Source organism: Paracoccus liaowanqingii (genome assembly GCF_004683865.2).
Taxonomy (GTDB): Bacteria; Pseudomonadota; Alphaproteobacteria; order Rhodobacterales; family Rhodobacteraceae; genus Paracoccus; species Paracoccus liaowanqingii.
The window spans coordinates 2,951,270-2,976,385 of record NZ_CP038439.1 but is presented as its reverse complement, the minus strand read 5'-3'; the positions used below and the strand labels follow the sequence as shown (position 1 = coordinate 2,976,385).

Sequence of the window (25,116 nt, the reverse complement as noted above, 5' to 3'; positions counted from 1 at the left end):
CATCCCCTCAGTCAGGTTTCCGGCCGTCCATGAACACCAATACCCAGACCACGCGCCTGTATCACACCGCCCTGTCGCCCTATTGCCGCAAGGTGCGTCTGGTGCTGGCCGAGAAGAAGATCGAGGTCGAGCTGGTCGAGGAGCGCTACTGGGAGGGTCCGCCCGACCTGAAGCGCCGCAACCCGGCGGGCAAGCTGCCGGTGCTGCGGTTCCGGGGCAACCTTCTGGCCGAGAGCCAGGCGATCGTCGAATATCTGGACGAGGCCGTGCCCGCGCCGTCCTTGATGCCGCAGCAGCCGCTGGAGCGCCACGAGGTGCGCCGGCTGTGCGCGTGGTTCGACGACAAGTTCCAGACCGAGGTGACCCGGCCGATCCTGAACGAGCGCGTGTGGAAGAAGATCACCCGCTCGGGCTATCCCGACAGCCGCATCGTCAAGGACGGGCTGCGCGCGATCAAGGAGCACATGGATTATCTGGCCGGGCTGCTGGAGACGCGGCGCTGGCTGGCGGGCAACACGCTGAGCCTGGCCGATTTCACGGCGGCGGCGCATTTCTCCTGCCTGGATTACATCTCTGACGTGGATTGGGACCGGTCCGAGGCGCTGCGCGACTGGTATGCGACAATCAAGTCGCGCCCGGCCTTCCGGTCGGTGCTGGCCGATCAGGTGCCGGGCATCCACCCGGCGGCGCATTATGCCGAGCTGGATTTCGGCTGAGCCGGGGGCAGGGGGGGCCAGCCCCCCCTCGCCTGACGGCGATCCCCCCCGGGATATTTGGGCCAAGATGAAAGCCCGGGTCGCGGCCGAGGCCGGGGCGGTGGGATTCGCGCGGATGGGGGTGACGCGGCCGGACGGCGCGCCCGAGACGGTGGCGCGGCTGGACGCCTTTCTGGCCGAGGGGCATCACGGGCAGATGGCCTGGATGGCCGAGCGGGTGGCCTGGCGGGGCAATGCTGCCGCGCTCTGGCCCGAGGCGCGGTCGGTGGTGATGCTGGCCGAGCTGTACACGCCCGAGGGCGATCCGCTGGCGGTGCTGGAGCGGCGCGACCGGGCGGCGGTCAGCGTCTATGCGCAGGGGCGCGATTACCACGATCTGGTCAAGAAGCGGCTGAAGCGGTTGGGGCGCTGGATGCTGGAGGCGGCGCCCGAGCCCGGGCATGCGATCAAGGTCTTCGTCGACACGGCGCCGGTGATGGAGAAGCCTTTGGCGCAGGCGGCGGGGTTGGGCTGGCAGGGCAAGCACACGAACCTTCTGTCGCGCGATCTGGGCAGCTGGTTCTTTCTGGGCGCGATCTTTTCCACCATGCCCCTGCCTGCCGATGCGCCCGAGGGCGGGCATTGCGGGTCCTGCCGGGCCTGTCTGGACGTCTGTCCGACCGGGGCCTTTCCCGCGCCCTACCGGCTGGATGCGCGGCGCTGCATTTCCTATCTGACCATCGAGCACACGGGGCCGGTGGATCCGGACCTGCGGGCGCTGATGGGCAACCGGATCTATGGCTGCGACGATTGCCTGGCGGTCTGTCCGTGGAACAAGTTCGCGCAGGCCGGGTCCGAGATGCGCTATCGCGGTATCATCGATGCGCCGCCTCTGGCGGAGCTGGCGGGCCTGGACGATGCGGGGTTCCGGGCGCGGTTCTCGGGGTCGCCGATCAAGCGGATCGGGCGGGACCGCTTCGTCAGGAACGTGCTTTATGCGATCGGCAATTCCGGGGATGCGGCGCTGGAGCCGGTGGCGCGGGGGCTGTGCGGCGACGCCGATCCGGTGGTGGCCGAGGCGGCGTCCTGGGCGGTGGGGCGGCTGGTGAACTAGAGCAGGAAGTCGTCGCCGTCGAGGCCGAGCCGGCCCGCCAGGCGGATCATCAGGTCGGCCTGGCCGTCGCCGGTGACATCCGCGAAGACATGGGTCTGTGCGCCGACATGTTCCCATCGCAGCGAGCGTGCGCCGGAATGCCCGTCCTGGTCCAGATAGGTCAGCTTCAGGGCGCGCAGGTCCAGAAGATCCTCTCCGGGCCGGAAATCGGTGATCAGGTCGGCCTGGGCGGGGCGACTGTCGAGCGCGGCCAGATAGCGAAAGACGTCCTCTCCCGCGCCCCCCTGCATCACGTCGCGCCCCGCGCCGCCCACCAGCGTGTCCTGTCCCGGCCCGCCCAGCAGGCGGTCGTTGCCCGCGCCGCCCAGCAGCAGGTCGTGGCCCGCCCCGCCCGCCAGGGTGTCGTTCCCGGTGCCACCCGTCAACCGGTCGTGTCCCGCGCCGCCCAGCAGCCTGTCATGGCCCGCGCCGCCGTTCAGCGTGTCGTTGCCCGCATCTCCGCGCAGCAGGTCGTTGCCCGCCCCGCCGACCAGCAGGTCGTTGCCGGTGCCCCCGGACATGCGGTCGTGCCCGGCTTCGCCGTACATGCGGTCGTTGCCGCTGCCAGCGCGCATCGTGTCGTTGCCCGCGCCGCCCCGCATCATGTTGTGGCCCCGGTAGCTGATCATCAGGTCGTTGCCGTCCCCGCCGAACATGCTGTCATGGCCCAGGCCCCCCAGCAGGGTGTCGTTGCCCAGGCCCCCGTCCAGCATGTCGTTGCCCGCCCCGCCATCCAGCCGGTCGTCGCCGTCCCCGCCGAACAGGTGGTCGCGCCCTGCGCCGCCCATCAGCGTGTCATCGCCCGCGTCGCCATGCAGCTGGTCGTTGCCCATGCCGCCATAGATCCGGTCATCGCCCAGACCGCCGAAGATCAGGTCGAAGCCCAGCTGGCCGTAGAGGACGTCGTTGCCCGCATCGCCGTAGATCGTGTCGTGGCCGACCCCGCCCAGGGCGGTGTCATGGCCGTCGCCCCCCAGGATCATGTCGTTGCCGGAATTGCCCAGCAGGCGGTCGTTGCCCCGCCCGCCCATCAGCCGGTCGTTGCCGGCCCCGCCATGCAGCGTGTCATGGCCATCCTCGCCCGACAGCACATCGTCGTCGTGCTGACCGTAGAGCAGGTCGTCGCCCGAACCGCCCTGCAGCGTGTCGCGGCCCGCGCCGCCCAGCAGGGTGTCCTTGCCGGCGCCCCCGTCCAGCAGGTCGTTGCCGGAGTCGCCGTTCATCCAGTCGTTGCCGTCCTCGCCCCACAGGGTGTCGTTGCCGGTCCCGCCCAGCATCCGGTCGTTGCCCGCCCCTCCGGACAGGCTGTCATCGCCCTCGCCGCCATCCAGCAGATCGGCGCCCGCGCCCGCGACCAGTGTGTCGTTGCCCGCGCCGCCCAGAAGGACGTTGGTCCCCTCCAGCGCCTCCAGGATGTCGTTGCCGTCCTCGCCCGACAGGGTGTCGTTGCCCGCCCCGCCGATAAGGCGGTCATGGCCGGGCCCGCCATAGATCCGGTCGTTGCCGGGCCCGCCCTCCAGCGTGTCGTTGCCCTCGCCGCCATAGATCAGGTCGTCGTCCTCGTCGCCCCGGACGAGGTCGTGCCCCGCATCGCCGAACAGTGTGTCGCGCCCCGGCCCGCCCAGGATCCGGTCGTCGCCGTCGCCGCCGCGGATCAGGTCATGGCCCGCCTCGCCCCGGATCGTGTCGTTGCCGCCAGCGCCCGAGACGATGTCGTCGCCCGCGCCGGCGGCGATCTCCTCGGGCAGGGCGGTGCCCGTCAGGCGGTCGGGGCCGGCGGTGCCGAACAGCCAGACGGGGCGGGTCGCGGGGGGCGGGGGGGTGGTGACCGGGTCGATCTCGGGCGGCAGGTAATGGGCGACGGGGAACATGATGTTCGTGAACTGGGCGACGGTCAGCCCGCGCCCGGTGAAGCTGGTGATTTCCAGGATCGTCTCGCCGTAGATGATCGTCATGCCGGTGGATGTGGGCACGAAGCGCAGCTGCCAGATGCTGCGGATGCTGCCCAGCATCGACATGTCCAGCCGGTCGACCGCCGGGTCGTAATCGATGATCGAGATGCGCCCCTTGACGCGCGAGGGGACGAAGATGTCCGCCCCCGTGCCGCCGACCAGGGTGATCGGGCGGGGGCCCGCGACCAGGATGTCGTTGCCGGCCCCGCCCTCGATCCGGGTGGTGCCGGCGCCCGCGACCAGGATGTCCCCCCAGGCACCGCCGCGCAGCAGGCTGGCGCCGGCCATCAGGTTCACGCCGATGCGGCCGGGGTCGAAGACGAACTGGGTGATGCCGGTCTCGGTCGAGGAGCCCACGAACAGCTGGATGCGCCCGTCGACGGCCTGGCCCCGGAGGGCGCTGACATCGGCCAGGGTCATGGCCGCCGTATCGGCGATGGTGGTCAGGTGCAGCAGCCGCCCGTCAGGCAGCAGGGTGAAGACGCTGATGCCGTCATCCGCGCCGCCCACGAAGACGAAGACCCGCCCGTCCAGGGTCACCGTCTCCAGCGCGGTGACGGACTTGAAGCGGGTCGCGCCCTCGTCGATGACATGGTCCACGGTGGTCAGCTTTCCGTCGGATCCGAGGCGGAAGACGGTCAGCGAATTCGAGGCCGCCGCCCCCATGATGACGAAGGTCCGGTCCCCCATCCGCACGGTGTCCAGCTGCGCGGGGATGTCATAGCCCGTGCCGCGCCCGGCCACATGGACCGTGCCGGGCCGCAGGCTGCCATTCGCCTGCATCAGGTGGGTGGACAGGAAGTTGCCGTTCCCCGAGGCCGCCACCAGGATGTGCTGGCCGTCGACCGTGGCATGGGCCAGCCGGTCCAGCGCGGCGTCGGTGCTGCCGGGGGGCACCGGCAGGGTGGCCCGGCCCGCCACCGCCAGCGATCCGTCCGCGGCCATGCGATGCGTGGTCAGGGTCAGGTCGCCGTCGCGGGCGGAATAGAGGATCCGGGTCGCGCCGATCTCGACCTGGCCAAGGGCCGACAGGTCGGCGCCGGGCCCGACGGGGAAGAGGGGATCGAAGCGGCTGACATTGCCGGTGTCCAGGCGCAGCGACACGCCCCGGTCGGCGGCGCCGCCCATCTGGTGGACATGCATCACCGTGCGGTCGCCCGGGGTCAGCGTCGTCAGCCGGGGCGAGCCCTGATAGGTCAGGCCGTCATAGCCCCGGGTGTGCAGCATCTGAAGCGGCTGGTCGGGGCCGGCGATGGCGTGGCTGCTGATGCCGCCGCCCATCTGGTTGACCGCGATCAGCAGGCTGCGGCCCTCGGTCTCGACGATGTCGAGATCCGCGATGCGGGACAGCCAGCGGGGTTGCGTGACCCCATGGGTGGTCACGTGGTCGTACACGATCATGGCGGGTTCTGGGGTTGCACGCGGGGGGCCGGAGGGGCCGGTCAAGTCTGAAGATGGTCTTAACGGCCCCGCCTGACCAGCGATGGTTGAGGTGCATTTTAGGCAAAAGCCCCGGGCAGTACCGGGGCGGGCCGCGCCGGGGCGGGGGCTGGGCCGGGGGGCGGCTCAGGCCGTCTGCGGCGGGAAGGCCAGCGGCCCGTAGAGGATCAGCCCCGGCTGGCTGGCCGGGCCTTGGTCCTGCAGCAGGCGGGCCAGATCCGCGACCGTGCTGCGCAGCAGGCGCTGGCCGGGATGGCCCACGGCCTCGGCGAACATCGCGGGCGTGTCGCCCGGCAGGCCGTGGGCGATCAGCCCCTGCGCCAGCAGCGGAAAGCTGCGCTGGCCCATGAAGACCACCGTGGTCACCGACGGGTCGGCCAGCGCCGCCCAGTTGATGTCGCCGGGCAGCTGGCCCGTCACGTCGGCGCCGGTGATGAACTGCACCCGCCGCGCGGTCAGGCGCCGGGTCAGGGGAATGCCCATGGCCGCCGCCGCCGCGCTGGCCGAGGTGACGCCGGGCACGATCTCGAAGGGGATGCCGGCCTGGGTCAGGGCGGTCAGCTCCTCCTCCAGCCGTCCGAAGATGCCGGAATCGCCGGATTTCAGCCGCACGACGCGGCGGCCCGCCTGCGCATGGCTGACGATCAGCGCGTTCACCGCCTCTTGCCGGGCCGAGGGGCGGCCGGCGCGCTTGCCCACCGCGATCAGCTCGGCCTGCGGCCCGGCATGGTCGAGGACCGGCCCCGAGGCCAGGTCGTCGAACAGCACCACGTCGGCCTGCGACAGGCGCCGCGCGGCCTTGAGCGTCAACAGCTCGGGATCGCCGGGACCGGCCGAGACGAGCGAGACGAAGCCGGGCGGGAAGTCGGGATCGGGCATGGGGCAGGAAGGGCTTTCGAAGGCGGGCGGTTCGCGCGGATGTCCTGCTATAGCACCCGCATCCGGTGTGACAATGCCACGCATCCCGTTTGCCCGGATCGCGGGCGATGAAACTTTCGGCGCCGTCGCGCGTGATGTGCGGCAACAGACAGGAGAATGCGATGACGGTCATCTGCTGGTTCAGGCGGGTTCTGCGGCTGGACGACCACCCCGCGCTGGTGGCGGCGGCCGAGGACGGGGCGGTCATTCCGCTGGTGATCCTGGATCCCGCCGAGGCCCGCGCCCATCCCGCCAGCGCCGAGCGGCAGGCCCTGTCGCTGCCCCCCTGGCGGCGGCGCTGGAGCGGTTGGGCAGCCGCCTGATCGTGCGGCGCGGCGATCCCGCCGAGGTGCTGGAGGCGCTGGCCCGCCAGACCGGCGCCACTGTCATTCACGCCACGACCGGATTTCCCTTCGCCCCAGATGACGGGCTGGAGGCGGCGGCCGAGCGCGGCGGTGCCCGGCTGGAGCTGCATCCGCTGGCCGACCTGGTGCCGCGCGGATCCGTGCTGACCGGGTCGGGCGGGGTCTACAAGGTCTTCTCGCCCTTCTGGAAGGCCGTGCGGCAGGTCCAGATCGCGCCGCCGCTGGCGGTTCCCAAGCTGACCGCGCCCGAGGACTGGCCCGACAGCGACGGGACCGACTGGCCCGAGGCCCGCGCCGCGATGGTGCGGGGCTGGGACGTGCTGGCCCGCCACACCCGCCCCGGCGAGGACGAGGCCCATGCCCGGCTGGAGGAGTTCCTTGAAGGCCCGCTGCCCGACTACAAGGCGGACCGCAACCTGCCGTGGCGGCCCCGCGCGACCTCGGGTCTGGCCGATGCGCTGGCTTCGGGCGAAATCAGCGCGCGGCGCATCTGGGCGCGGGTGCAGCCCGATTACCAGCAGGGCGCGGCGGGGTCCGAGCATTTCCTGTCCGAGCTGTGCTGGCGCGAGTTCGCGCGCGAGCTGATGGCCGAATCCCCCGACCTGGACCGGACCTGCTGGCGCGAGGAGTGGAACCGCTTTCCCTGGCGGGGCGACAACGACGATGCCGAGGCCTGGCGGCGCGGCCGGACCGGCGTGCCGATGGTGGATGCGGGCATGCGCGAGATGTTCGTCACCGGCCAGATGCACAACCGGGTGCGGATGATCACCGGCAGCTACCTGACCAAGCATCTGCTGACCGACTGGAAGGTGGGGCTGGACTGGTTCGGCCATTGCCTGAGCGATTGGGACGCGGCCTCGAACGCGATGAACTGGCAATGGGTGGCGGGCTGCGGCCCCGATGCCGCGCCCTATTTCCGGGTCTTCAACCCCGAGACGCAGGCCGAGAAGTTCGATGCCGAGGCGCAGTACCGCCGCTATTGGCTGGACCCCGAGGCCGAGGGCGCGCGGGCCTTCGCCGAGGCCGCGCCGAAGGCGTGGAAGATCGACCTGCACGACCGCCCCAAACCCGCGCTGTCGCTGGCCGAGGGGCGCGACCGCGCGCTGGACGCCTATCAGGGGCTGAAGTCGTGATGCGGGCGCTGGTGCTGGGCGCCTCGGGCGGGATCGGGGCGGCGCTGGTCGCGCGGCTGCAGGCGCAGGGGGCCGAGGTCACCGCGCTGTCGCGCAGCCGCGACGGGCTGGACCTGACGCGGGCGGACACGGTGGCGGGTCACGCCGCCCGGCTGGAGGGGCAGGCGTTCGACCTGATCGTGAACACCACCGGCGCGCTGGTCATCGACGGCCACGGCCCCGAGAAATCCATGGACGCCGTCGATCCGCAGGCGATGGCCGCGCAATTCGCGCTGAATGCCATCGGCCCGGCGCTGGCGATCCGTCATTTCGCGCCGCTGCTGGCGCGGGACCGGCGGGCGGTGATGGCGTCGCTGTCGGCGCGGGTGGGCTCCATCGGCGACAACGATCTGGGGGGCTGGGTGTCCTATCGCGCGGCCAAGGCTGCGCAGAACCAGATCATCCGCACCGCGGCCATCGAATACCGCCGCCGCAACCGCCATGCGATCCTTGTGGCGCTGCATCCGGGCACGGTCGAGACGCCGCTGACCGCGAAATACGCCGCCCGCTATCCGACCATCACCCCCGATCGCAGCGCCGAGGCGCTGCTGGCGGTGATCGACGGGCTGACGCCCGAGGACACGGGCAGCTTCTGGGACTGGAAGGGCGCGCGGGTGCCGTGGTGAGCGGCGGCGCCTAGCCCAGGAAGGGGTCGGCGGCCTGCAGGATCTGGCGCGCGCCGGGGCTGGTGAAGGATCCCCACTGGCCCAGCACCTCGCCCTGCGGGCCCAGCAGGACCTTGTTGAAGTTCCACTTGGGCACGAAGCCCGTCTCTTGCCGCAGCCAGGCATAGAAGGGATGCACGTCCCCCTTGGCGACATGCAGGATGTCGGTCATCGGCAGGGTGATCCCGTATTCCATCTGGCAGTACTCGCTGACCTCCTGCGCGCTGCCCAGTTCCTGGTTGAAGTCGTCCGAGGGGACGGCCAGCACCACCAGCCCGCGCGGCCCGTGGCTGTCATGGAGCGCCTGCATGTCGCGCAGCTGGCCCGAGAAGCCGCAGAGGGACGCCGTGTTGACCACCAGCACCGGGCGCCCGCGCCAGTCGGCGGTGTCGTAGGCGCCTCCGTCGATCGAGGGGAAGGTGAAGCGCGGCGCACCTTCGGCCCGCGCGGGCGCCAGTCCCAAGGCCGAGATCGCGGTGGCGAGCGACAGGAAGACGCGGCGTTTCATGGGCGGTCCTTTCCGGGGCGGTCGGTGCGGCGGGCGTGCGGATCATCGGCTGCGGGGCGATTCGTCCAGATGCGGCAGAACAGCACAGCCGCCGCCAGCGCCGCCGTGGCGATGACCGGCCAGCGCCCGTCGGCGCCTGACGTGGCGTTGGCGACGACGATGCCCGTCAGCGCCCAGATGACGGCTACGGGATAGGCCCATGCGCCGGGCCGGCGCGTCTGGACGGTCAGCGCCAGCGCGGTCACGGCCAGCAGCGCCAGGATCGCGGCGGCGATGGGCGACAGCCAGCCATGCCCGCCCAGCCAGATCCCCGCCGACACGCCCGAGGCCGCCGTCAGCCATCCCGCGTACAGCGCCACCGGCCCCGCCTGCCAGCCCGGATCGCGCCGCCCCGCGCGCAGCAACGCCAGGATCGCCCCTCCCAGCATCGCCAGGATCATCAGGGTCGCCAGCCCCGGCAGGTGCTGCGCCACCGGCAGCCAAGCAAAGCCTAGCGCCAGGCTGGCCAGCAGGGGGGCACGCATCGGGCGCCAGTCCGCATCGTCGCGACGCCGCCACAGGCCGAAGCCCGCGCCCAGGATCAGCCACAGATAGATGATCCCCCAGATCGAGAAGGCCCAGCCCGCAGGCTGGACCGGCGGATCGACCTGCGGGATCGGGAACCGCCCCGCGTCATAGCCCGCGAAACCCGGAAAGATCAGCGGGGATGCCGCAAAGGCCAGCGCCGCCAGCAGCACCATCCGGGCCAGGGTCGCGTTCGACATGGGATCATTCCTTTTCGGGCGTGGTCTTCGGGGCGGCAACGCGGCCCCGGGCAGGGGCGTTCCGGCGGCGGATCTCAGGGCGGGGGCAGGACCGCCCGGGCGGCGGCGCGCAGGGCGGGGGCGTGGCCGAAGCCCAGGATCTGCCCCTCGGACGCCAGGTCGGCGATGCGCGGGTCGGGGGCCATCATCGCCGCCAGCGCGTCGCGACCGTCCAGATGGCGCAGGCTGCGGGCCAGAAGGCCCACCTGCGCCGCATCGAGGCAGGGATAGCCGCGCGCCGCCCGGACCTCGGGCGCGATCATCGAGGGATAGACCTCGGCCAGCACCACCATGGCGTCGTGGCACGGCTGGAAGGGCCAGACCGCCACCCCCGGCTGCCGGCGCAGGCGGTTCAGGCGCGGGATGCCGGTCAGGCTTTGCGCGCCGACCGCGCCCGCGCCTGCCAGCTGGAAGGGCGATTTGGGGCGCGGCCCGCCGGGCGAAGGCGCCTCGGTCGCGCGATGCGGGGCGAGGGTCGGATGGGGCGGCGGCTTCAGGCGCGGCAGGCCGGGGGTCGCCGTCCTGCGCCCATCGCCCCAGAAGACCGGCGTGCCGAGCGTCGCGTTCATCCCGGACGCCACGGCGCGATAGCTGCTGCGGTTGGCGTCGTCGTCGTGATGGTGCGCCTCCAGATGATCCCAGAGCGCCAGCGCCTCGGGCCGCCCGGTGATCCGCAGGGCCAGCCCCGAGGGGTGGCCGAAGGCGAAATCCGCGCCGATCAGCAGACGTGTTCCCGCGTCGCGCGCCTGCGCCACGGCCGCGTCCAGCAGAGCGGCCGCCTGCGCGCGGGTGGCGGGATTGGCCAGCATCCCCCGGTCGTCCCCCAGCCAGATGGAATTGGCCCCGCGCACGGGAAGGCCCGCCGCTGACCAATCGAGGATCAGGATGCGGTCAAAGCGCGGCAAGGCGCGCCTCGGCCCGCGCCAGGTCGTCGGGCGTGTTGATATTGGCGAAGGGATCGGGATCGCCGGGCCACAGCGCCAGCCCGGGTTGGTGCCGGGCGGTGAAGACGCGCATCCGGCGCTGGCCCGCGGCCAGGGTCGCGGCCAGGTCGTCGCGCAGCGCCACGGGCCAGAGGCCGACGGTCGGGTGCTCGCGCGTCTCGCCACCGGGCGTGCGGCTGGCGGCCAGGGCCAGGCCCCGAGGCCCGCGCGCCGCCTGCAGGCGCAGGGTTAGGTCGGGGGGCAGGAAGGGCGTGTCGCCCGCCACCGTCAGCACGTGATCGGCGCCGATCCCGGCCGCCCAGTCCAGCGCCGCCAGCACGCCCGCCAGGGGGCCGGGATGATCGGGCAGGCTGTCGGCCCGGACCGGCAGGCCGAAGGCCGCGAATCGCGCCGGATCGCCGTTGGCGTTCAGCGCCACCGGCCCCGCCTGCGGGCGCAGCCGGTCCAGCACATGCGCCAGCATCGACCGCCCGCCCAAGGGCAGCAGCGGCTTGTCGCCGCCGCCCATGCGGGTGGCGCGGCCTCCGGCCAGGATCATCGCGGGCAGGGTCGTCGTGGGGGGCTGGGGGGACGTCATGGCCCGGACTGTGCCCGCTGCCGCGCCCCCGGGCAAGGCCGGGACGGGACTGCACGATCTGCAGTCCGCATTCTTGACATAATCCGTCAGATTCCTTACCCGAGCAGAAACGTCAACCATTCGGCACGGGCTGCCGGGGGATTCGGACCATGCGCCTCGCGACCCTCGCCACCCCGCCGCGCGCCCGGCCGGCGCCCGCCCCAATTCCAGCGGTCCGCCCGGCCGCCCTGTCCAAGGAACCGACCCGATGACCGATCTTGCGACCTCCCTGGCGGCGCTGCCGCTGTTCGGACTGATCCGCGACGGGGGCTGGACCATGTGGCTGATCGCGGCCCTGTCGGTCATCACCCTGGCGGTCGTGCTGTGGAAGCTGTGGTCGCTGTGGCGCCTGGGGGTCTGGGGCGGCAGCCATTCGCGCGCCGCCCTGGTCCTGTGGGCGCAGGGCCGCCCGCGCGAGGCGATGGACCAGGTGCGCGGGCGCCCCTCGGCCCGGGCGCGGGTGGCGCAGGCGGCCATCGGCACCTCGCTGGACCCGCGCTTCGACGAGGCCGCCGCCCGCGAGGAGACCGCCCGCGTCGCCCGCCAGGCACTGTTCCGGTCCCGCGCCGGCCTGCGCGCGCTGGAGCTGATCGCCACCATCGCGCCGCTTCTGGGCCTGCTGGGCACGGTCCTGGGCATGATCGCGGCCTTCCAGGTGCTGCAGAGCTCGGGCAACCAGGCCGACCCGTCCGATCTGGCGGGCGGCATCTGGGTGGCGCTGCTGACCACCGCCGCCGGCATGGCGGTGGCGATCCCGGCGGGCGTGGCCCTGTCCTGGTTCGAAAGCGTCAGCGACCGCCTGCAGTCGGATCTGGAGGATCTGGCGACCCGCGTCTTCGTCGCCCGCGACGCGCCCGCCGCCCCCCCGGCGCGCAGCCGGCTCGAGGCGGCGGAATGACCGGCCCGGCGGCCTTCGACCTGGGGCCCCGGCGGCATCCGCGCCGGATGTCGCTGACGCCGATGATCGACGTGGTCTTCCTGCTGCTGATCTTCTTCATGCTGGCCTCGCGCTTCGGCACCGACGCGGTGCTGCCCATCTCGGGCGGGGCCGAGGGGGCGGGCAGCGACTGGCAGGGCGCGCCGCGGCTGGTCGACGTGCTGCCCGGCGGGCTGCAAGTGAACGGCGTCCCGACCGATCCCGGCACGCTGGTCGCGGGCGTCGCGGCGCTGCTGCCCGATCCCGGCGCGGCGGTGATCCTGCGCCCGCGCGACGGCGCCGACCTGCAGCGGCTGGTCGCCGTCATGGACCTGCTGCGCGACGGCGGCATCCCGAACCTCATCCTGGTCGAATAGGCCCATGCGCATCGACATGCCCCCCCGGAAGCCGCGCGGCGAATCGATCATCCCGATGATCAACGTCGTCTTCCTGCTGCTGATCTTCTTCCTGCTGACCGCGCAGATCACGCAGCCGACGCCCTTCCCGCTGACCCCGCCCGACAGCCGGTCCGACACCGCCGCCGGGGCGCCGGACGTGCTCTATGTCTCGGCCCAGGGCGAGCTGGCGTGGAACGCGGCGCGGGGCGAGGCGGTCTGGGCGGCCCTCGCGGCGCAGGCCGGCACGGACCCGGTCGAAATCCGCGCCGATGCCGCGCTGCCCGCCGCGATCCTGGCGGGCCATCTGCAGCGGCTGCGGGCGATCGCGCCGGCAGGCGCGCATCTGGTCGTCAGCGGAGGATGACGATGATCTCTCTCCGCACGCTGGAGACCGCGGGTTTCTTCACCATCGCCGCCGCGCTGCACGTCTCGGCGGCGGCCATCATGCTGCCCGACCGGCTGGAGCGCGGCGCCGCCGCCGAGGCCCCGCCCGCCGCGCTTTCGGCGGGGGGCGAGGAGATCCGGTCGATGGTCGAGGCCTGGGAGGCGCCGCCCGAGACCCGGACCGCCCCCGAGATCGCCGCGCCGCAGCCCGCCCCCGAGCCCGAACCGGCCCCGCAGCCCGCTGCCCCGGAACCCGTGTCCCGGCAGGTCGCCGCGGCCCCGCTGGCGCCGCCCGATCCGACGCCCGCGCAGCCCAACCTGCCGCCGCCCCCCGAACCCGTGGCCCCCGAGCCCATCGACCCTGCCCAGCTGGACCTGCCCGACCTGCAGCAGCTGACCCCGCCCGTGATCGAGCTGGCCTCGCCCCTGGCGCTGGAGGCGTCGTCCCGCCCCGACCGGCGCCCCGCGCGCCAGCCCCGACCCGAGCCCGAGCCCGAGCCCGAACCCCGCCGCGCCGCCGCGCCCTCCCCGCAGCCGGCGCCGCAGACCGCCGCGCAGGCCCAGCCCGCCCAACGCGCGGGCGAGGGTGGCCGGTCGCAGAACAGCCGCGCGGGCGGCGGCGGGGGCGGGGTCAGCGCCGAGACGCGGGCCAGCGCGATGGCGCAATGGACAGCCCAGATCGCCACCTGCATCGGGCGGCAGTTCTCGCGCGTCAGCGGCGCCCGCGGAGGCCGGATCGTGGTGAACATCTCCATGAACCGGAACGGCCGCGTGCAGGGCGCCACGCTGGTCTCGGGCACCGGGGATGCCCGGATCGACGGGCAGGTGGTCCGCACCGCGCAGCGCCTGCGCGCCTGCCCCGCCGCCCCCGCCGCCGTGACCGACCAGAGCCACACCTTCACCACGCCCTTCACCCTGGGCTAGGCCGCCGGCGGCGCAACGCCCCGCGCCGTCCCGGCCCGACAGACCCCCTCGGCACGCGACAGCCGCCACCCCTCGCCCCCTTCATCTTGGCAAAAATATCCCGCGGGGGTCCGGGGGCGCGAAGCCCCCGGTCCGGCCCGTGCCGTCACGCGATCATACGTGATGCAGGACCAGGGGCCGGCCCAGATGCTGCCCCACCCGGATCGGCGCATCATACAGATCCGACAGCCGCGCCTCGGTCAGCACCTCCGCCGCCGGGCCTTCGGCGATCACGCGCCCGTCCTTCATGGCGATCACGTGATCGGCCCAGGCCGCGGCATAGTTGATCTCGTGGACGACCATGGCGACGCTGCGGCCTTCGTGGTCGACCAGCGCGCGCAGCCGACCCATCAGGGCACGGGCATGGGCCATGTCCAGGTTGTTCAGCGGCTCGTCCAGCAGCATCCAGTCGGTGTCCTGCGCGAAGGCCATGGCGATATGGCCGCGCTGCGCCTGCCCGCCCGAGACCTCGTCCAGGAAGCGATGCGCCAGCGGTGCCAGCGCAAAGGCCTCCAGGGCCTCGGCCACGCGGGCGCGGTCGGCGGGGCCGGGGCGGCCCTTGTGATGGGGCCAGCGGCCGAAGGCCACCAGCTCCGACAGGCGCAGGCGGCTGGCGATGGCGGTCTGCTGGCCCAGGATGGCCATGACCCGGGCAAGCCGGTCGGTGGGGGTGGTGGCGACATCATGGCCCGCCACGGTGATGGCGCCCGCCTGCAGGGGCTCCAGCCGCCCGATCAGGCGCAGCAGGGTCGACTTGCCCGCGCCATTGGGCCCGATTAGCGCGGTCAGCCGCCCTTGGGGCAGCCTTGTCGAGATGTCGTGCAGGATCGGCGTGCCGCCGATCTGGTGGCTGACCTGGTCGATCTGGATCATCGGATGCGTCCCTTCAGCAGCAGATACAAAAAGAACAGCCCGCCCGCGAACTCGACCACCACGGACAGGGTGGCGGCCTGGCCCAGTTGGCGCTCGAACAGCCACTGGCCGCCGACCAGCAGGATCGCCGCCGACAGCCCGGCGGCGGGCAGCAGCACCGCATGCGCGGCGGTCCGCATCAGCCCATGCGCCAGCCCCGCCACGATCAGCCCGAAGAAGGCCACCGGCCCCACCAGCGCGGTCGAGACCGAGACCAGCACCGCGACCAGCGCCAGCACCGAAAGCGTCACGCCGCGATGGGCCAGCCCCAGGGACACCGCCGGATCGCGCCCCAAGGCCAGCACGTCCAGCCGCGCCGACATCCGCCAGGCCAGTGCCACGGCCAGCGCGGTCACCGCCATCGCCAAGGGCAGCAGCGTCGCGTCCACCCGGTTGAAGCTGGCGAAGCTGACCGCCTGCACCACGGCGAATTCGTTGGGATCCATGATCCGCCCCAGGAAGCCCGAGACCGACCGGAACAGCACGCCCAGGATCACCCCGGTCAGGATCATGCGCGGCACGTCGCGCGCGCCGCGCAGCAGCAGCGTGCCGAACAGCGTCGCGGCCAGCGCGGACATGACCGCGATCTCGGCCAGGAACTTGGCGCCGGGGGGCAGGCCCACCAGCCCCGCGCCGCCCAGGGTGATGACCAGCGCCGTCTGCAGCAGGACATAAAGCGCGTCGAAGCCCATGATCGAGGGCGTCAGCACCCGGTTCGCCGCCACCGTCTGGAAGAGGATGGTCGAGACGCCCACCGCCACCGCCACGGTGACCAGCGCCGCCAGCTTGGTGGCGCGCAGCCCCAGGATGAAGCCGCGATTGCCCGGCCCCAGGCCCTGCAGCATCCAGACCGCCGCCAGCAGCGCCAGCAGCAGCGCCATGCCGCCCAGGATCAGCGCCGGGCGGCGGTCGGGCGCGGGGCCCGCGTCGGCCTCGGGGCGGCGGGCGGCGATCCCGGGGTCCAGCGCGCGGCTATCCATGGGCGGGCCTGCGATGCAGGAGCCACAGGAACAGCACGGCGCCCAGCACGCCCAGGATCACCCCGGCGGGGATCTCGTAGGGGCGGATGACCAGGCGGCCCAGGAGGTCGCAGGCCAGCACCAGCACCGCGCCCGCCAGCCCCACCACCGGCAGCGAGGCACGCAGGTTGTCGCCCATGACCCGGGCGACCAGATTGGGCACGACGAGGCCCACGAAGGGGATCATCCCCACCGTCGTCACCACCATCGCGGTGACCACCGACACCACCGCCAGCCCCAGACGCATCACCGCCGCCGTGGAAAGGCCCAGCCCGGTCGCCACCTGATCGCCCAGGCCCAGGATGGCGAAGCGGTCGGCCGAGAACCACGCCAGCCCGGCAGCCAGGGCGGCGATCCACAGAAGCTCGTAGCGGCCCGAGATGACGCCCGAGAACTCGCCGCTCATCAGCCAGGTGCCGACATATTGCATTAGGTCGGTCTGCCAGCCGACGAAGGTCACCACCGATCCCAGGACGCCCGACAGCACCAGCCCCGCGATGGGCACCAGCATCACCTCGCGCACCGGCAGGCGGCGGATCACGGCCAGAAACAGCGCGGTGGTGACCATCGCCGACAGGCTGGCCGCGATCATGCGCAGCCAGAGCGGGCTGGAGGGCCAGAGGATCGTGATGGCCAGCAGGCCGAGCGCCGCGCCCTCGGCGGTGCCCGAGGTGTCGGGACCCACGAAGCGGTTGCGGACCAGCGCCTGGATCAGCACGCCCGCCACCGACAGCGCGGCGCCGGTCAGCGCCACCGCCAGCGTGCGCGGCAGCCGCGATTCCAGCAGGACCAGCATCGCCTGCGGGTCGCGGAAGACCGCGCGCAGGTCGACCTGGGCTGCCCCCACGGTCAGGCTGGCCAGCATCAGCGCCAGCAGCGCCGACGACAGGGCGGGCCGCAGGCGCATCAGCCTTGGGCGCCGTCCGTCAGGGCGGCGGTCAGCTGGTCCAGGGTCGCGGTCAGCGACCCGAAGCCCCCGGCCGAGATGTAGGTGGCCGCCGGATCCAGCAGGATCACCTGATCCTGCTGCCAGGCGGTCGTGCCCTCGACCAGGGCCGAGCGCAGCGTCTCGGTCGCGCCCGCGCCGTCCGCGCCGATGGCGGCGCCGCGATCGACGACCAGCAGCCAGTCGGGATCGGCCTCGGCGATGAACTCGTGGCTGATCGCCTGGCCGTGGTTGGACTGGTCCAGCCCCTCGACCGCCTCGGTCAGGCCGCTGGCCTCGAAGATCCAGCCGAAGCGCGAGCCCTTGCCATAGGCCGACATCTTGGGGCCGTTGGTCAGCACGATCATCGCCGTGCCCCGGCCCTCGGCCGCCGCGCGCAGCGCCGCCAGCTTGGTGTCCAGTTCGGCGGTCATCTGGGCGGCGCGGTCCTGGCGGTCGAAGAGCGTGCCGTAGCCCTCGATGCGCGCCCGGGCCTCGGCCACCAGATCGGTGCCCAGGCTCATGTCGATGGCGGGGGCGACCTGCGAGACGGCCGCCAGCTGCGGGGCCGAGCGGCCCGCCACGATCACCAGATCGGGCGCGAGACCCGCCAGCGCCTCCAGATCGGGCTCGAAGAGGGTGCCGACCGGGGCGGCGTCGGCGGCGGCCGCGCGCAGGGGGGCCACCAGGATGTTGTCGATGGTGCCGGTGGGCTGCACGCCCATCGCGGTCAGCGTGTCCAGCGCCGCCATGTCGTAGACCGCGACGGATTGCGGCGCGGCGGGCAGGGTGACGGGCCCCTGCGCGGTGTCGATGGTGACATCCTGGGCCAGCGCGGCCAGGGGCAGGGAGGCGAGGGTGGCGGCCAGAAGGCCGGACAGCGCGATGCGACGCATGGCAGATCCTTTCCAAGGGTGCGGGCGTGTGGCTGTCGGCTTGGCTTCACGCCGGGCCGGGTTAGCGCGGCCCCGGCGGGAGGGCAAGAATGCCAGTGTCTTTTTGTCGGAATATCGCGCGGATTTGTTGACTGTTTGCATAGGTCATTCTAAGGGCGGCCCGGACCCCCTTGCGACGAGGACTGCCCGCCATGCGGATGACCGCCGATTTCCCCACCGCCCGCGGCCCGGCCCTGTTGGGGACCATGGCCAAGCATTTCAGCCACAAGATCCCGGTGGCGCTTGACGACGGTCAGGCGGTGCTGGACTTTCCGATGGGGGCTGCGCGGATCGGGCTGCGCGAGGACGCGCTGCATCTGGCGCTGGAGGCGGCGGATGACGCGGCGTTGGAGCGCCTGCGCGAGGTGGTCGAACGCCACCTGCTGCGCTTTGCCCATCGCGAGATGCCCGGCGCGCTGGTCTGGCAGCCCGCCTGAGGCGCTTCACGCGAATTTCGCTGGATCGGCGGGCCGGTTTCTGGTCAGAGGGGCGCCAAGGCAGCCGGACCCCGACGGGCCGGCCAAGCATCAAGGCAGGACCGGCGATGAGCATCCATCTGTATCCCAACGACCTTCCCGACGATCTGGTTCTGGGCCCGGTCGTGGCCATCGACACCGAGACGATGGGCCTGGACCCGCGCCGCGACCGGCTGTGCCTGGTGCAGATGTCCTCGGGCGACGGCGAGGCGCATCTGGTCCAGATCGACCGCGGCCAGACCGAGGCGCCGAACCTGACCAAGCTGCTGACCGATCCCAAGGTGCTGAAGCTGTTCCATTTCGGCCGCTTCGACGTGGCCGCGCTGGAGAATGCCTTCGGGGTCGTGACCTCTCCGGTCTGGTGCACCAAGATCGCCTCCAAGCTGGTGCGGACCTTCACCGACCGGCACGGGCTGAAGGTCCTGCTGCAGGAGCTGGTCGGCGTCGATGTCAGCAAGCAGCAGCAGACCAGCGACTGGGGCGCGGCCGATCTGTCGGATGCGCAGCTGGAATATGCTGCATCCGACGTGCTGCATCTGCACAAGCTGAAGGAGGTTCTGGAAGAGCGGCTGAAGCGCGAGAACCGGCTGGGGCTGGCGCAGGCCTGCTTTGACTTTCTGCCCGCCCGTGCCCATCTGGATCTGCTGGGCTGGGGCGACGAGAGCGATATCTTTCGGCACTGAGGCCGGACCTGGCCGGGGGCGACAGCCGGGGGGCGCTTCGCCCCCCCGGACCCCCAGAGGATATTTGAGTGAAGAAGAAGGGGCTGGCGCGCGTGGCGGATTTCATCGGGACGGGGCGGCGGGTGATCGAGACCGAGATCGCGGGGCTGCAGGCCCTGTCGGCCGGGCTGGGGGATGAATTCTCGCGCGCGGTCGAGATGATCCTGGCGGTCAAGGGCCGGGTGATCGTGTCGGGCATGGGCAAGTCGGGCCATGTCGGGCGCAAGATCGCGGCGACTTTCGCCTCGACCGGGACGCCCGCGCAGTTCGTCCATCCCGCCGAGGCGAGCCATGGCGATCTGGGCATGGTCACCGCCGCCGATCTGGCGCTGGTCCTGTCCAACAGCGGCGAGACGCCGGAACTGGCCGACCTGATCGCGCATACACGGCGCTTTTCCATCCCGCTGATCGGGGTCGCGGCGCGGCCCGGTTCGACGCTGATGCGGCAGGCCGACGTGGCGCTGGCGCTGCCCGCCGCCGCCGAGGCCTGCGGCAACGGGATCGTGCCCACCACCTCGACCACCATGACGCTGGCCTTGGGCGACGCGCTGGCCATCGCGCTGATGGAGCATCGCCGCTTCACACCCGAGCATTTCCGCACCTTCCATCCCGGCGGCAAGCTGGGCGCGCTGCTGGCCAAGGTCGGCGACCTGATGCAGGCCGACCTGCCGCTGGTGGGGCTGGACGCACCCATGTCCGAGGCGCTGCTGGTGATCAGCCAGAAGGGCTATGGCGTGACGGGCGTGGTCGACGCGCAGGGTGCGCTGGCGGGGATCATCACCGACGGCGACTTGCGACGCCACATGCAGGGGCTGCTGGATCTGGACGCGGCCGCCGTGATGACGCCCTCGCCGCGCACCATCGGCCCCGAGGCGCTGGCGGGCGCCGCGCTGGCCCAGATGCAGGAGCGCAAGATCACCTGTCTGTTTGCCGTGCAGGACGGGCGCCCCTGCGGCATCCTGCATATCCACGACTGCCTGCGCGCCGGGCTGGTCTGATCCGGTGAGCCGCACCCGCATCGTCCGCTGGCTGAGGGTGCTGCTGCCGCTGGTGGCCCTGGCGATGCTGTCGACGATGTTCCTGTTCTCGCGCCGCTCGGACACCGAATCGCGCATCCCCTATGCCGAGGTCGAGGCCGAGGCCGCCGCCCGCGAGGGGCGCATCGTCGCTCCGGACTACAGCGCCGTGACCCCCGATGGCGCCCGCCTGTCGCTGCGCGCGGCGCAGGCCACGCCCTCGGCCGAAGGCGGCGGGGCGGCGGGCGACCTGCGGCTGGACTGGCAGCGGCCGGGCGGCGCGGACGGCGACCTGACCGCCCGGCTGACCGCGCCGCAAGGCGGGCTGGCCGACGGGCAGGTGCGGCTGGAGGGCGGCGTGCGGATGACGACCAGCTCCGGCTGGCAGCTGGACGCCGCGCGGATCGAGGCGCGCCTGGATGCCTCGGTCATCACCGCGACCCAAGGGGTCGAGGCAGTGGCGCCCTTCGGCCGGATCACCGCCGGGCAGATGCGCCTGGCCCCGCGCGCGCCGGGACCGGACGGCGATGCGGCGCCGGGTCCCGATGGGGCAATCTTGAATTTCTCGGACGGCGTGCGTCTGATATACCAGCCCTGAGACCCGCCCCGGCCCCCCGCGGCCCTGACCTGATCGAGGATCCGACATGCTGCGCCCCCTGCTGATCGCCCTGACGCTGATGGCAGCGCACCCCGCGCTGGCCCAGACCACCGCCTTCGGGGGATGCGGGCCGATGTCTCGGCCCCGGTCGAGGTGGCGGCGGACAACCTGAGCGTCGATCAGGCCGATGGCAGCGCGCTGTTCTCGGGCAATGTGGTGATCGGGCAGGGCGAGATGCGCCTGTCGGCGGACGAGGTCACCGTGGACTATGCCGAGGGCGGGCAGGAGCGGATCCGGTCGCTGACCGCCATCGGCAATGTCACGCTGGTCTCGGGCGAGGATGCGGCCGAGGCCGGGCAGGCGGTCTATGACGTGGCGGGGGGCAGCGTGGTGCTGACCGGCGACGTGCTGCTGACCCAAGGCGGCAACGTGCTGCAGGGCGACCGGGTGACGGTCGATCTGGCCACCGGGTCGGCGCAGGTGCAGGGGCGCGTGCGGTCGGTCCTGCAGCCGGGGACCGAGTGATGCGCCGCGGGCCCGCCGCGCCGGGCGAAGGGCTGGACGTGCGGGGGCTGCGCAAGTCCTATCGCAACCGCCCCGTGATCCGCGACGTGTCGGTCACCCTGCGGCGCGGCGAGGTCGTGGCGCTCTTGGGCCCGAACGGTTCGGGCAAGACCACGTGCTTCTACTGCATCGCGGGGCTGGTGGCGCCGGATGCGGGGCAGGTGCTGATCGACGGGCGCGATGCCACGCGCCTGCCGATGTTCCGCCGCGCGCGCATGGGCATCGGCTATCTGCCGCAGGAGATGTCGATCTTTCGCGGCCTGACGGTCGAGCAGAACATCATGGCGGTCCTGGAGGTCGCGCTGGACGATCCCCGCCACCGGCGCGACCGGCTGGAGGAGCTGCTGGCCGACTTCTCGATCACCCATCTGCGCAACGCCTCGGCGCTGGCCCTGTCGGGGGGCGAGCGGCGGCGGGCCGAGATCGCGCGCTGCTTGGCCTCGGATCCGGGCTTCCTGCTGCTGGACGAGCCCTTCGCGGGCGTCGATCCCATCGCGGTGGGCGAGATCCGCACCCTGGTCCATGCGCTGAAGTCGCGCGGCATCGGGGTGCTGATCACCGACCACAACGTCCGTGAGACCCTGGGAATCGTCGACCGCGCCTATATCCTGCATGACGGGCATGTGCTGATGTCGGGCACGACCGACCAGATCGTCGCCGATCCCCGCGTGCGCGAGGTCTATCTGGGCGACAGCTTCACCATGGCGTGAGGGTCCTGGACCGTACCGAACGGTTCGGAAGGCGCCGCGCAAATCCGCGTCACGCCCTTCGGTGGCCCGTTGACATCATCGACCTCCTGTCACCAAATTGAGACATGCGGGCGCGCAGATGGCGCCCGTCCTACCCGTTTTCCGCCCTTGCCGGCATCCGAACGGGCCGGCGCAGCGAAGACGGGCAACCGGAGAGGAATGACGATGCGCTACACCATCAGCGGAAAACAGATCGATGTCGGCGATGCCCTCAGCACGCATGTGAAGACCGAACTGGGCGAGACGATCGAGAAGTACTCGCAGCGGCCGACGGATGCCGCCGTGACCTTCTCGAAGGACGCGCATCAGTTCCTGTGCGACAGCGTGGTGCACCTGTCCACCGGCCTCAACGTGCAGGCGCGCGGGGCCGCCAACGACATCTATGCCGCCTTCGAGGCCTGCCGCGAAAAGATGGACAAGCAGCTGCGCCGCTACAAGCGCCGGCTCAAGGATCACCACAAGGACCGCGCCGAGCCGGTTGTCTTCGGGCAGGCCGACAGCTATGTGCTGGCCGCCGAGGACGAGGATGCGGAGGCCCAGGACGGCAGCCTGGAGCCGATCATCATCGCCGAGATGGAAAGCCGCGTGCCCACCCTGTCGGTGGGCGATGCGGTGATGCAGATGGAACTGTCGGGAACGCCGCTTCTGGTGTTCCGCAACGAGAAACATGGCGGCGTCAACGTCGTCCATCGCCGCGACGACGGCAATGTGGGATGGATCGACCCGCGCGGCAACGGCTGAGCCCCACCGGCTGAGCCCCGCCGCGCCCGGGATCCGACGTGACGCGCCGCCCTCCGACCCCGTGTCGGAGGGCGGACAGCTTGGGAAAGACATGACGCGATGCAGCTAGCTGAAATCCTCCGGCCCGGGGCGGTGCGCTCTCTGGGGCAGGTCACCTCGAAGAAGCGCCTGTTCCAGGAACTGGCCGATCTGGCCCATGCCGAATACGGGCTGAACGCCCCCGAAGTCCTGGACGCCCTGCAGGAGCGCGAAAGCCTGGGGCCGACGGGCGTGGGGCAGGGCGTGGCCCTGCCGCATGCGCGGCTGCACGGGCTGGACAAGGTCGCGGGCCTCTTCCTGCGGCTGGAGAAACCGCTGGATTTCGACGCGGTCGACCGCCAGCCGGTCGACCTGGTCTTTGCCCTGCTGGCGCCGGAAAGCAGCGGCGTCGATCACCTCAAGGCCCTGGCGCTGGTGTCGCGGACGCTGCGCGACCAGGACCTGCGCGCCAAGCTGCGCGCCAATGACGATCCGGTCGCGCTGCATGCCGTCCTGTCGGCCGCGCAGGGCATCAAGGCCGCCTGACCGGGACGGGATTGGCGGACAGGGGTTCAATTCGGTCCGGATCGGCCCTATATTGGGCGGGAAGCACATCCACAGGAGGGCTTTTCCCATGACCCGGCATCCCACGGACCAACCCCGCACCCGCGGCGCGTCGAAGCTGGCCGCATTCCTGCGCCAAGAGCGCGCGGACCGGCCCCATGCGAGCACGCTTGCCCTGCAGAGCCGCCCCAAGCCCCGGGCGGACGCGGCGCGCAAGGCTTCGGAATACCTGCGCATCGCCCGCGTCGGAGCCGACTGAAGCTTTGGCAGGTTGAAAAGAGGGGGGCTTTCCGCCCCCCAAGCGCGTGCCGCGCTTACCCCCCGAGGATATTTCCGGACCGATGCAGAACCGGCATCTCGCCCCTGCAGCGGTCCTCGAATATCCCGGGGGGATCGCGGAACCCGATGGGGGCAGAGCCCCCTCCCGGCGCCGGGGATCAGGCGCGGACGAGGGCCTCGTAGCTTTCGGCCACGTCGCGGGTGATCTGGCCCACCTGGAAATGCCAGTCGCCGATCTGGCCCACCGGGGTGACCTCGGCGGCGGTGCCGGTCAGCCAGCATTCCTGGAAGCTTTCCAGCTCCTCGGGCAGGATGCGGCGCTCGTGGACGGCAAAGCCCTTGCCCTTGAGCATCTCGATGATGGTCTGGCGGGTGATGCCGTTCAGGAAGCGGTCGGCCATCGGCGTGTGGATCTCTCCGTCGCGCACGAAGAAGATGTTGGCGCCGGTGGCCTCGGCCACGTAGCCCTCCCAGTCCATGAACAGCGCGTCCGAGCAGCCCTTGGCCTCGGCCGCGTGCTTGGACATGGTGCAGATCATGTAGAGCCCGGCGGCCTTGGCGGCGGTGGGGATGGTCTCGGGCGAGGGGCGCTTCCACTTGGCCACGTCCAGCTTCGCGCCCTGCCATTTCGCATCGCCGTAATAGCTGCCCCATTCCCATGCGGCCACCGCCATGCAGACCGGGTTCCTGGCCGCCGAGACGCCCATGTCCAGCCCCGACCCGCGCCAGGCCACGACGCGCACATAGGCGTTGTCGAAGCCGTTGGCCTTCAGCACGGCCTCCTTGGCGGCGTCGATCTGATCGGCGGTATAGGGGATCGGCATGTCCAGCAAGCGGCCCGATTCCAGCAGGCGCAGCGAATGCTCGTGGCTTTTGAAGATCTTGCCGTCATAGCAGCGCTCGCCCTCGAAGACCGAGCTTGCGTAATGCATCGCATGGGTCAGGACGTGCACCTTGGCATCGCGCCAGTCGACCAGGTCCCCGTTCATCCAGATCTTGCCGTCGCGATCGTCGTAAGCCAGCATCTTCTTGTCTCCATCCGCCGCCCGTTTTTGCGAATCTTGCGTCTGTCAGGGCGGATTTGGCGTGTTTGTTACGCAAGGTGCTTGACGGCTAGCAATCCGGGGTTAGAAAGTCAACATCGCTGCCCTATCGGGTCGCAGCAAAAAAATCGGGGACGGGCGATGCAGGACAAGGCGCGGATTCAGGCGATGGTGGGCGAGGATCTGCTGTTCCTGACCGACGACCAGCTGCGCCGGGGGATCGAGGCGATGTTCTTCGCCTATCGCGCCTTCACCGCCGATCCCGACCTGATCCTGGCGGATCTGGATTACGGCCGCGCCCATCACCGGGCGCTGCATTTCGTCCATCGCGATCCGGGGCTGACGGTGACCTCGCTGCTGGCCGTCCTGGGGGTGACCAAGCAGTCGCTGAACCGGGTCCTGCGTACGCTGATCGAGGACGGGCTGGTCGACAGCCGCATCGGGCGGCGCGACCGGCGCGAACGCCAGCTGCACCTGACCCCCGCCGGCACCGCGCTGGAACGCCGCCTGTCCGAGGCGCAGCGGGCGCGGATGCGCGCCGCCTATCGCAATGCCGGCCCGCAGGCGGTCGCGGGGTTCCGGCAGGTCCTGGAAGCGATGATGGACCCCGAGACGCGGGCGCAGTATCAGGCGCTGAAGGATCTGTCCGACGACCGCTGAGGC

The 25,116-nt window shown here is 71.7% G+C and carries 30 protein-coding genes; 19 read left to right on the top strand and 11 right to left on the bottom strand.

Going from position 1 to position 25,116, the window contains the following annotated elements; genetic code table 11:
• The first annotated feature begins 29 nt into the window (after positions 1-29).
• On the top strand, positions 30-716 hold the full coding sequence (gene fzlA, locus E4191_RS14430; protein WP_135314013.1) for an FtsZ-binding protein FzlA: 687 nt from the start codon (positions 30-32) through the stop codon (positions 714-716).
• A 67-nt stretch (positions 717-783) separates the two neighbouring features.
• Positions 784-1,809, top strand: coding sequence for a tRNA epoxyqueuosine(34) reductase QueG (gene queG / locus E4191_RS14425; protein ID WP_135314012.1), 1,026 nt, complete (start codon positions 784-786; stop codon positions 1,807-1,809).
• Here queG and E4191_RS24575 read toward each other — a convergent pair.
• Together E4191_RS24575 and cobA are read right to left on the bottom strand one after the other, a co-directional pair.
• Positions 1,806-5,201, bottom strand: coding sequence for a calcium-binding protein (locus tag E4191_RS24575; RefSeq protein WP_269436657.1), 3,396 nt, complete (start codon positions 5,199-5,201; stop codon positions 1,806-1,808). The genes queG and E4191_RS24575 overlap by 4 nt on opposite strands.
• Positions 5,202-5,366: 165 nt before the next feature.
• Entirely contained in the window at positions 5,367-6,119 is a 753-nt protein-coding gene (gene cobA / locus E4191_RS14415) for a uroporphyrinogen-III C-methyltransferase (protein WP_135314011.1), read from the bottom strand.
• A 161-nt stretch (positions 6,120-6,280) separates the two neighbouring features.
• On the opposite strand from cobA, the gene E4191_RS24570 reads away from it, so the two are divergent.
• The 3 genes from E4191_RS24570 to E4191_RS14405 are packed head-to-tail and all read left to right on the top strand — an operon-like array spanning position 6,281 to position 8,321.
• Positions 6,281-6,481 carry a deoxyribodipyrimidine photo-lyase gene (locus E4191_RS24570; protein ID WP_269436656.1) on the top strand — a complete coding sequence of 67 codons (201 nt, stop codon included), beginning with the start codon at positions 6,281-6,283 and terminating at the stop codon, positions 6,479-6,481.
• Positions 6,466-7,656: a cryptochrome/photolyase family protein gene (locus E4191_RS24565; RefSeq protein ID WP_269436655.1), complete on the top strand. Its 1,191-nt coding sequence runs from the start codon at positions 6,466-6,468 to the stop codon at positions 7,654-7,656. The genes E4191_RS24570 and E4191_RS24565 overlap by 16 nt, the downstream gene beginning before the upstream one ends.
• Positions 7,656-8,321 carry an SDR family NAD(P)-dependent oxidoreductase gene (locus E4191_RS14405; RefSeq protein WP_135314010.1) on the top strand — a complete coding sequence of 222 codons (666 nt, stop codon included), beginning with the start codon at positions 7,656-7,658 and terminating at the stop codon, positions 8,319-8,321. Before E4191_RS24565 ends, E4191_RS14405 begins: the two co-directional genes overlap by 1 nt.
• Before the next feature lie 10 nt (positions 8,322-8,331).
• On the opposite strand, the gene E4191_RS14400 is transcribed toward E4191_RS14405, so the two are convergent.
• The 4 genes from E4191_RS14400 to mobA all read right to left on the bottom strand — a co-directional run bounded on the left by E4191_RS14400 (position 8,332) and on the right by mobA (position 11,192).
• Positions 8,332-8,868: a glutathione peroxidase gene (locus E4191_RS14400; RefSeq protein WP_135314009.1), complete on the bottom strand. Its 537-nt coding sequence runs from the start codon at positions 8,866-8,868 to the stop codon at positions 8,332-8,334.
• Positions 8,865-9,632: a TspO/MBR family protein gene (locus E4191_RS14395; RefSeq protein ID WP_135314008.1), complete on the bottom strand. Its 768-nt coding sequence runs from the start codon at positions 9,630-9,632 to the stop codon at positions 8,865-8,867. Before E4191_RS14395 ends, E4191_RS14400 begins: the two co-directional genes overlap by 4 nt.
• A 74-nt stretch (positions 9,633-9,706) precedes the next feature.
• Positions 9,707-10,576 (bottom strand): molybdopterin guanine dinucleotide synthesis, encoded by an 870-nt coding sequence (locus E4191_RS14390; protein ID WP_135314007.1) that lies wholly within the window; start codon positions 10,574-10,576, stop codon positions 9,707-9,709.
• Complete coding sequence (mobA, locus tag E4191_RS14385; protein WP_135314006.1) at positions 10,563-11,192, bottom strand: molybdenum cofactor guanylyltransferase MobA; 630 nt, start codon at positions 11,190-11,192, stop codon at positions 10,563-10,565. Before mobA ends, E4191_RS14390 begins: the two co-directional genes overlap by 14 nt.
• Positions 11,193-11,439: 247 nt before the next feature.
• Here mobA and E4191_RS14380 point away from each other — a divergent pair, with 247 nt between their 5' ends.
• Genes E4191_RS14380 through E4191_RS14365 form a run of 4 tightly spaced genes read left to right on the top strand, consistent with a single transcriptional unit; the run spans position 11,440 to position 13,853 of the window.
• Positions 11,440-12,129: a MotA/TolQ/ExbB proton channel family protein gene (locus E4191_RS14380; protein WP_135314005.1), complete on the top strand. Its 690-nt coding sequence runs from the start codon at positions 11,440-11,442 to the stop codon at positions 12,127-12,129.
• Positions 12,126-12,524, top strand: coding sequence for an ExbD/TolR family protein (locus E4191_RS14375; protein WP_135314004.1), 399 nt, complete (start codon positions 12,126-12,128; stop codon positions 12,522-12,524). Before E4191_RS14380 ends, E4191_RS14375 begins: the two co-directional genes overlap by 4 nt.
• A gap of 16 nt (positions 12,525-12,540) precedes the next feature.
• The gene (locus tag E4191_RS14370; protein ID WP_228461349.1) at positions 12,541-12,909 is read left to right on the top strand and encodes a biopolymer transporter ExbD; all 369 of its coding nucleotides are present in this window, start codon (positions 12,541-12,543) and stop codon (positions 12,907-12,909) included.
• Between the two features lie 2 nt (positions 12,910-12,911).
• Positions 12,912-13,853: an energy transducer TonB family protein gene (locus tag E4191_RS14365; RefSeq protein ID WP_135314002.1), complete on the top strand. Its 942-nt coding sequence runs from the start codon at positions 12,912-12,914 to the stop codon at positions 13,851-13,853.
• A 153-nt stretch (positions 13,854-14,006) separates the two neighbouring features.
• On the opposite strand, the gene E4191_RS14360 is transcribed toward E4191_RS14365, so the two are convergent.
• The 4 genes from E4191_RS14360 to E4191_RS14345 all read right to left on the bottom strand — a co-directional run bounded on the left by E4191_RS14360 (position 14,007) and on the right by E4191_RS14345 (position 17,644).
• On the bottom strand, positions 14,007-14,765 hold the full coding sequence (locus tag E4191_RS14360; protein WP_135314001.1) for an iron ABC transporter ATP-binding protein: 759 nt from the start codon (positions 14,763-14,765) through the stop codon (positions 14,007-14,009).
• Positions 14,762-15,685: an iron chelate uptake ABC transporter family permease subunit gene (locus E4191_RS14355; protein WP_135314501.1), complete on the bottom strand. Its 924-nt coding sequence runs from the start codon at positions 15,683-15,685 to the stop codon at positions 14,762-14,764. Before E4191_RS14355 ends, E4191_RS14360 begins: the two co-directional genes overlap by 4 nt.
• A gap of 91 nt (positions 15,686-15,776) precedes the next feature.
• Entirely contained in the window at positions 15,777-16,730 is a 954-nt protein-coding gene (locus E4191_RS14350) for an ABC transporter permease (RefSeq protein WP_135314000.1), read from the bottom strand.
• Positions 16,730-17,644: a siderophore ABC transporter substrate-binding protein gene (locus E4191_RS14345; RefSeq protein WP_135313999.1), complete on the bottom strand. Its 915-nt coding sequence runs from the start codon at positions 17,642-17,644 to the stop codon at positions 16,730-16,732. The genes E4191_RS14350 and E4191_RS14345 overlap by 1 nt, the downstream gene beginning before the upstream one ends.
• A gap of 191 nt (positions 17,645-17,835) precedes the next feature.
• On the opposite strand from E4191_RS14345, the gene E4191_RS14340 reads away from it, so the two are divergent.
• The 9 genes from E4191_RS14340 to E4191_RS14300 all read left to right on the top strand — a co-directional run bounded on the left by E4191_RS14340 (position 17,836) and on the right by E4191_RS14300 (position 23,390).
• The gene (locus E4191_RS14340) at positions 17,836-18,120 is read left to right on the top strand and encodes a DUF2218 domain-containing protein (RefSeq protein WP_135313998.1); all 285 of its coding nucleotides are present in this window, start codon (positions 17,836-17,838) and stop codon (positions 18,118-18,120) included.
• A 107-nt stretch (positions 18,121-18,227) separates the two neighbouring features.
• Positions 18,228-18,842 (top strand): ribonuclease D, encoded by a 615-nt coding sequence (locus E4191_RS14335; protein WP_135313997.1) that lies wholly within the window; start codon positions 18,228-18,230, stop codon positions 18,840-18,842.
• A gap of 68 nt (positions 18,843-18,910) precedes the next feature.
• Complete coding sequence (locus E4191_RS14330; protein ID WP_228461347.1) at positions 18,911-19,879, top strand: KpsF/GutQ family sugar-phosphate isomerase; 969 nt, start codon at positions 18,911-18,913, stop codon at positions 19,877-19,879.
• Between the two features lie 4 nt (positions 19,880-19,883).
• Positions 19,884-20,495 carry a hypothetical protein gene (locus E4191_RS14325; RefSeq protein ID WP_135313996.1) on the top strand — a complete coding sequence of 204 codons (612 nt, stop codon included), beginning with the start codon at positions 19,884-19,886 and terminating at the stop codon, positions 20,493-20,495.
• Between the two features lie 123 nt (positions 20,496-20,618).
• Positions 20,619-21,020 carry a lipopolysaccharide transport periplasmic protein LptA gene (gene lptA / locus E4191_RS14320; protein ID WP_135313995.1) on the top strand — a complete coding sequence of 134 codons (402 nt, stop codon included), beginning with the start codon at positions 20,619-20,621 and terminating at the stop codon, positions 21,018-21,020.
• Positions 21,020-21,769, top strand: a complete 750-nt coding sequence (gene lptB / locus E4191_RS14315) for an LPS export ABC transporter ATP-binding protein (protein WP_135313994.1) — start codon at positions 21,020-21,022, stop codon at positions 21,767-21,769. The genes lptA and lptB overlap by 1 nt, the downstream gene beginning before the upstream one ends.
• Before the next feature lie 204 nt (positions 21,770-21,973).
• Positions 21,974-22,549 (top strand): ribosome hibernation-promoting factor, HPF/YfiA family, encoded by a 576-nt coding sequence (gene hpf / locus E4191_RS14310; protein WP_135313993.1) that lies wholly within the window; start codon positions 21,974-21,976, stop codon positions 22,547-22,549.
• A 99-nt stretch (positions 22,550-22,648) separates the two neighbouring features.
• Complete coding sequence (locus E4191_RS14305) at positions 22,649-23,113, top strand: PTS sugar transporter subunit IIA (RefSeq protein WP_135313992.1); 465 nt, start codon at positions 22,649-22,651, stop codon at positions 23,111-23,113.
• An 88-nt stretch (positions 23,114-23,201) separates the two neighbouring features.
• The gene (locus E4191_RS14300; protein ID WP_135313991.1) at positions 23,202-23,390 is read left to right on the top strand and encodes a hypothetical protein; all 189 of its coding nucleotides are present in this window, start codon (positions 23,202-23,204) and stop codon (positions 23,388-23,390) included.
• 178 nt (positions 23,391-23,568) lie between these two features.
• Here the strand turns inward: E4191_RS14300 and E4191_RS14295 are convergent, their stop codons facing one another.
• Complete coding sequence (locus E4191_RS14295; RefSeq protein ID WP_135313990.1) at positions 23,569-24,435, bottom strand: branched-chain amino acid aminotransferase; 867 nt, start codon at positions 24,433-24,435, stop codon at positions 23,569-23,571.
• Between the two features lie 159 nt (positions 24,436-24,594).
• Here E4191_RS14295 and E4191_RS14290 point away from each other — a divergent pair, with 159 nt between their 5' ends.
• Complete coding sequence (locus tag E4191_RS14290) at positions 24,595-25,113, top strand: MarR family winged helix-turn-helix transcriptional regulator (RefSeq protein ID WP_228461345.1); 519 nt, start codon at positions 24,595-24,597, stop codon at positions 25,111-25,113.
• Positions 25,114-25,116: the final 3 nt, after the last annotated feature.

Bases quoted from the DNA above. Each gene is read 5' to 3' on its own strand.
- fzlA (WP_135314013.1), top strand. From the start codon at position 30: ATGAACACCAATACCCAGACCACGCGCCTGTATCACACCGCCCTGTCG.
- queG (WP_135314012.1), top strand. From the start codon at position 784: ATGAAAGCCCGGGTCGCGGCCGAGGCCGGGGCGGTGGGATTCGCGCGG.
- E4191_RS24575 (WP_269436657.1), bottom strand. From the start codon at position 5,201: ATGATCGTGTACGACCACGTGACCACCCATGGGGTCACGCAACCCCGC.
- cobA (WP_135314011.1), bottom strand. From the start codon at position 6,119: ATGCCCGATCCCGACTTCCCGCCCGGCTTCGTCTCGCTCGTCTCGGCC.
- E4191_RS24570 (WP_269436656.1), top strand. From the start codon at position 6,281: ATGACGGTCATCTGCTGGTTCAGGCGGGTTCTGCGGCTGGACGACCAC.
- E4191_RS14405 (WP_135314010.1), top strand. From the start codon at position 7,656: ATGCGGGCGCTGGTGCTGGGCGCCTCGGGCGGGATCGGGGCGGCGCTG.
- E4191_RS14400 (WP_135314009.1), bottom strand. From the start codon at position 8,868: ATGAAACGCCGCGTCTTCCTGTCGCTCGCCACCGCGATCTCGGCCTTG.
- E4191_RS14395 (WP_135314008.1), bottom strand. From the start codon at position 9,632: ATGTCGAACGCGACCCTGGCCCGGATGGTGCTGCTGGCGGCGCTGGCC.
- mobA (WP_135314006.1), bottom strand. From the start codon at position 11,192: ATGACGTCCCCCCAGCCCCCCACGACGACCCTGCCCGCGATGATCCTG.
- E4191_RS14380 (WP_135314005.1), top strand. From the start codon at position 11,440: ATGACCGATCTTGCGACCTCCCTGGCGGCGCTGCCGCTGTTCGGACTG.
- E4191_RS14375 (WP_135314004.1), top strand. From the start codon at position 12,126: ATGACCGGCCCGGCGGCCTTCGACCTGGGGCCCCGGCGGCATCCGCGC.
- E4191_RS14370 (WP_228461349.1), top strand. From the start codon at position 12,541: ATGCCCCCCCGGAAGCCGCGCGGCGAATCGATCATCCCGATGATCAAC.
- E4191_RS14365 (WP_135314002.1), top strand. From the start codon at position 12,912: ATGATCTCTCTCCGCACGCTGGAGACCGCGGGTTTCTTCACCATCGCC.
- E4191_RS14360 (WP_135314001.1), bottom strand. From the start codon at position 14,765: ATGATCCAGATCGACCAGGTCAGCCACCAGATCGGCGGCACGCCGATC.
- E4191_RS14355 (WP_135314501.1), bottom strand. From the start codon at position 15,685: ATGGCGCTGCTGCTGGCGCTGCTGGCGGCGGTCTGGATGCTGCAGGGC.
- E4191_RS14350 (WP_135314000.1), bottom strand. From the start codon at position 16,730: ATGCGCCTGCGGCCCGCCCTGTCGTCGGCGCTGCTGGCGCTGATGCTG.
- E4191_RS14345 (WP_135313999.1), bottom strand. From the start codon at position 17,644: ATGCGTCGCATCGCGCTGTCCGGCCTTCTGGCCGCCACCCTCGCCTCC.
- E4191_RS14340 (WP_135313998.1), top strand. From the start codon at position 17,836: ATGCGGATGACCGCCGATTTCCCCACCGCCCGCGGCCCGGCCCTGTTG.
- E4191_RS14335 (WP_135313997.1), top strand. From the start codon at position 18,228: ATGAGCATCCATCTGTATCCCAACGACCTTCCCGACGATCTGGTTCTG.
- lptA (WP_135313995.1), top strand. From the start codon at position 20,619: ATGCGGGCCGATGTCTCGGCCCCGGTCGAGGTGGCGGCGGACAACCTG.
- lptB (WP_135313994.1), top strand. From the start codon at position 21,020: ATGCGCCGCGGGCCCGCCGCGCCGGGCGAAGGGCTGGACGTGCGGGGG.
- hpf (WP_135313993.1), top strand. From the start codon at position 21,974: ATGCGCTACACCATCAGCGGAAAACAGATCGATGTCGGCGATGCCCTC.
- E4191_RS14305 (WP_135313992.1), top strand. From the start codon at position 22,649: ATGCAGCTAGCTGAAATCCTCCGGCCCGGGGCGGTGCGCTCTCTGGGG.
- E4191_RS14300 (WP_135313991.1), top strand. From the start codon at position 23,202: ATGACCCGGCATCCCACGGACCAACCCCGCACCCGCGGCGCGTCGAAG.
- E4191_RS14295 (WP_135313990.1), bottom strand. From the start codon at position 24,435: ATGCTGGCTTACGACGATCGCGACGGCAAGATCTGGATGAACGGGGAC.
- E4191_RS14290 (WP_228461345.1), top strand. From the start codon at position 24,595: ATGCAGGACAAGGCGCGGATTCAGGCGATGGTGGGCGAGGATCTGCTG.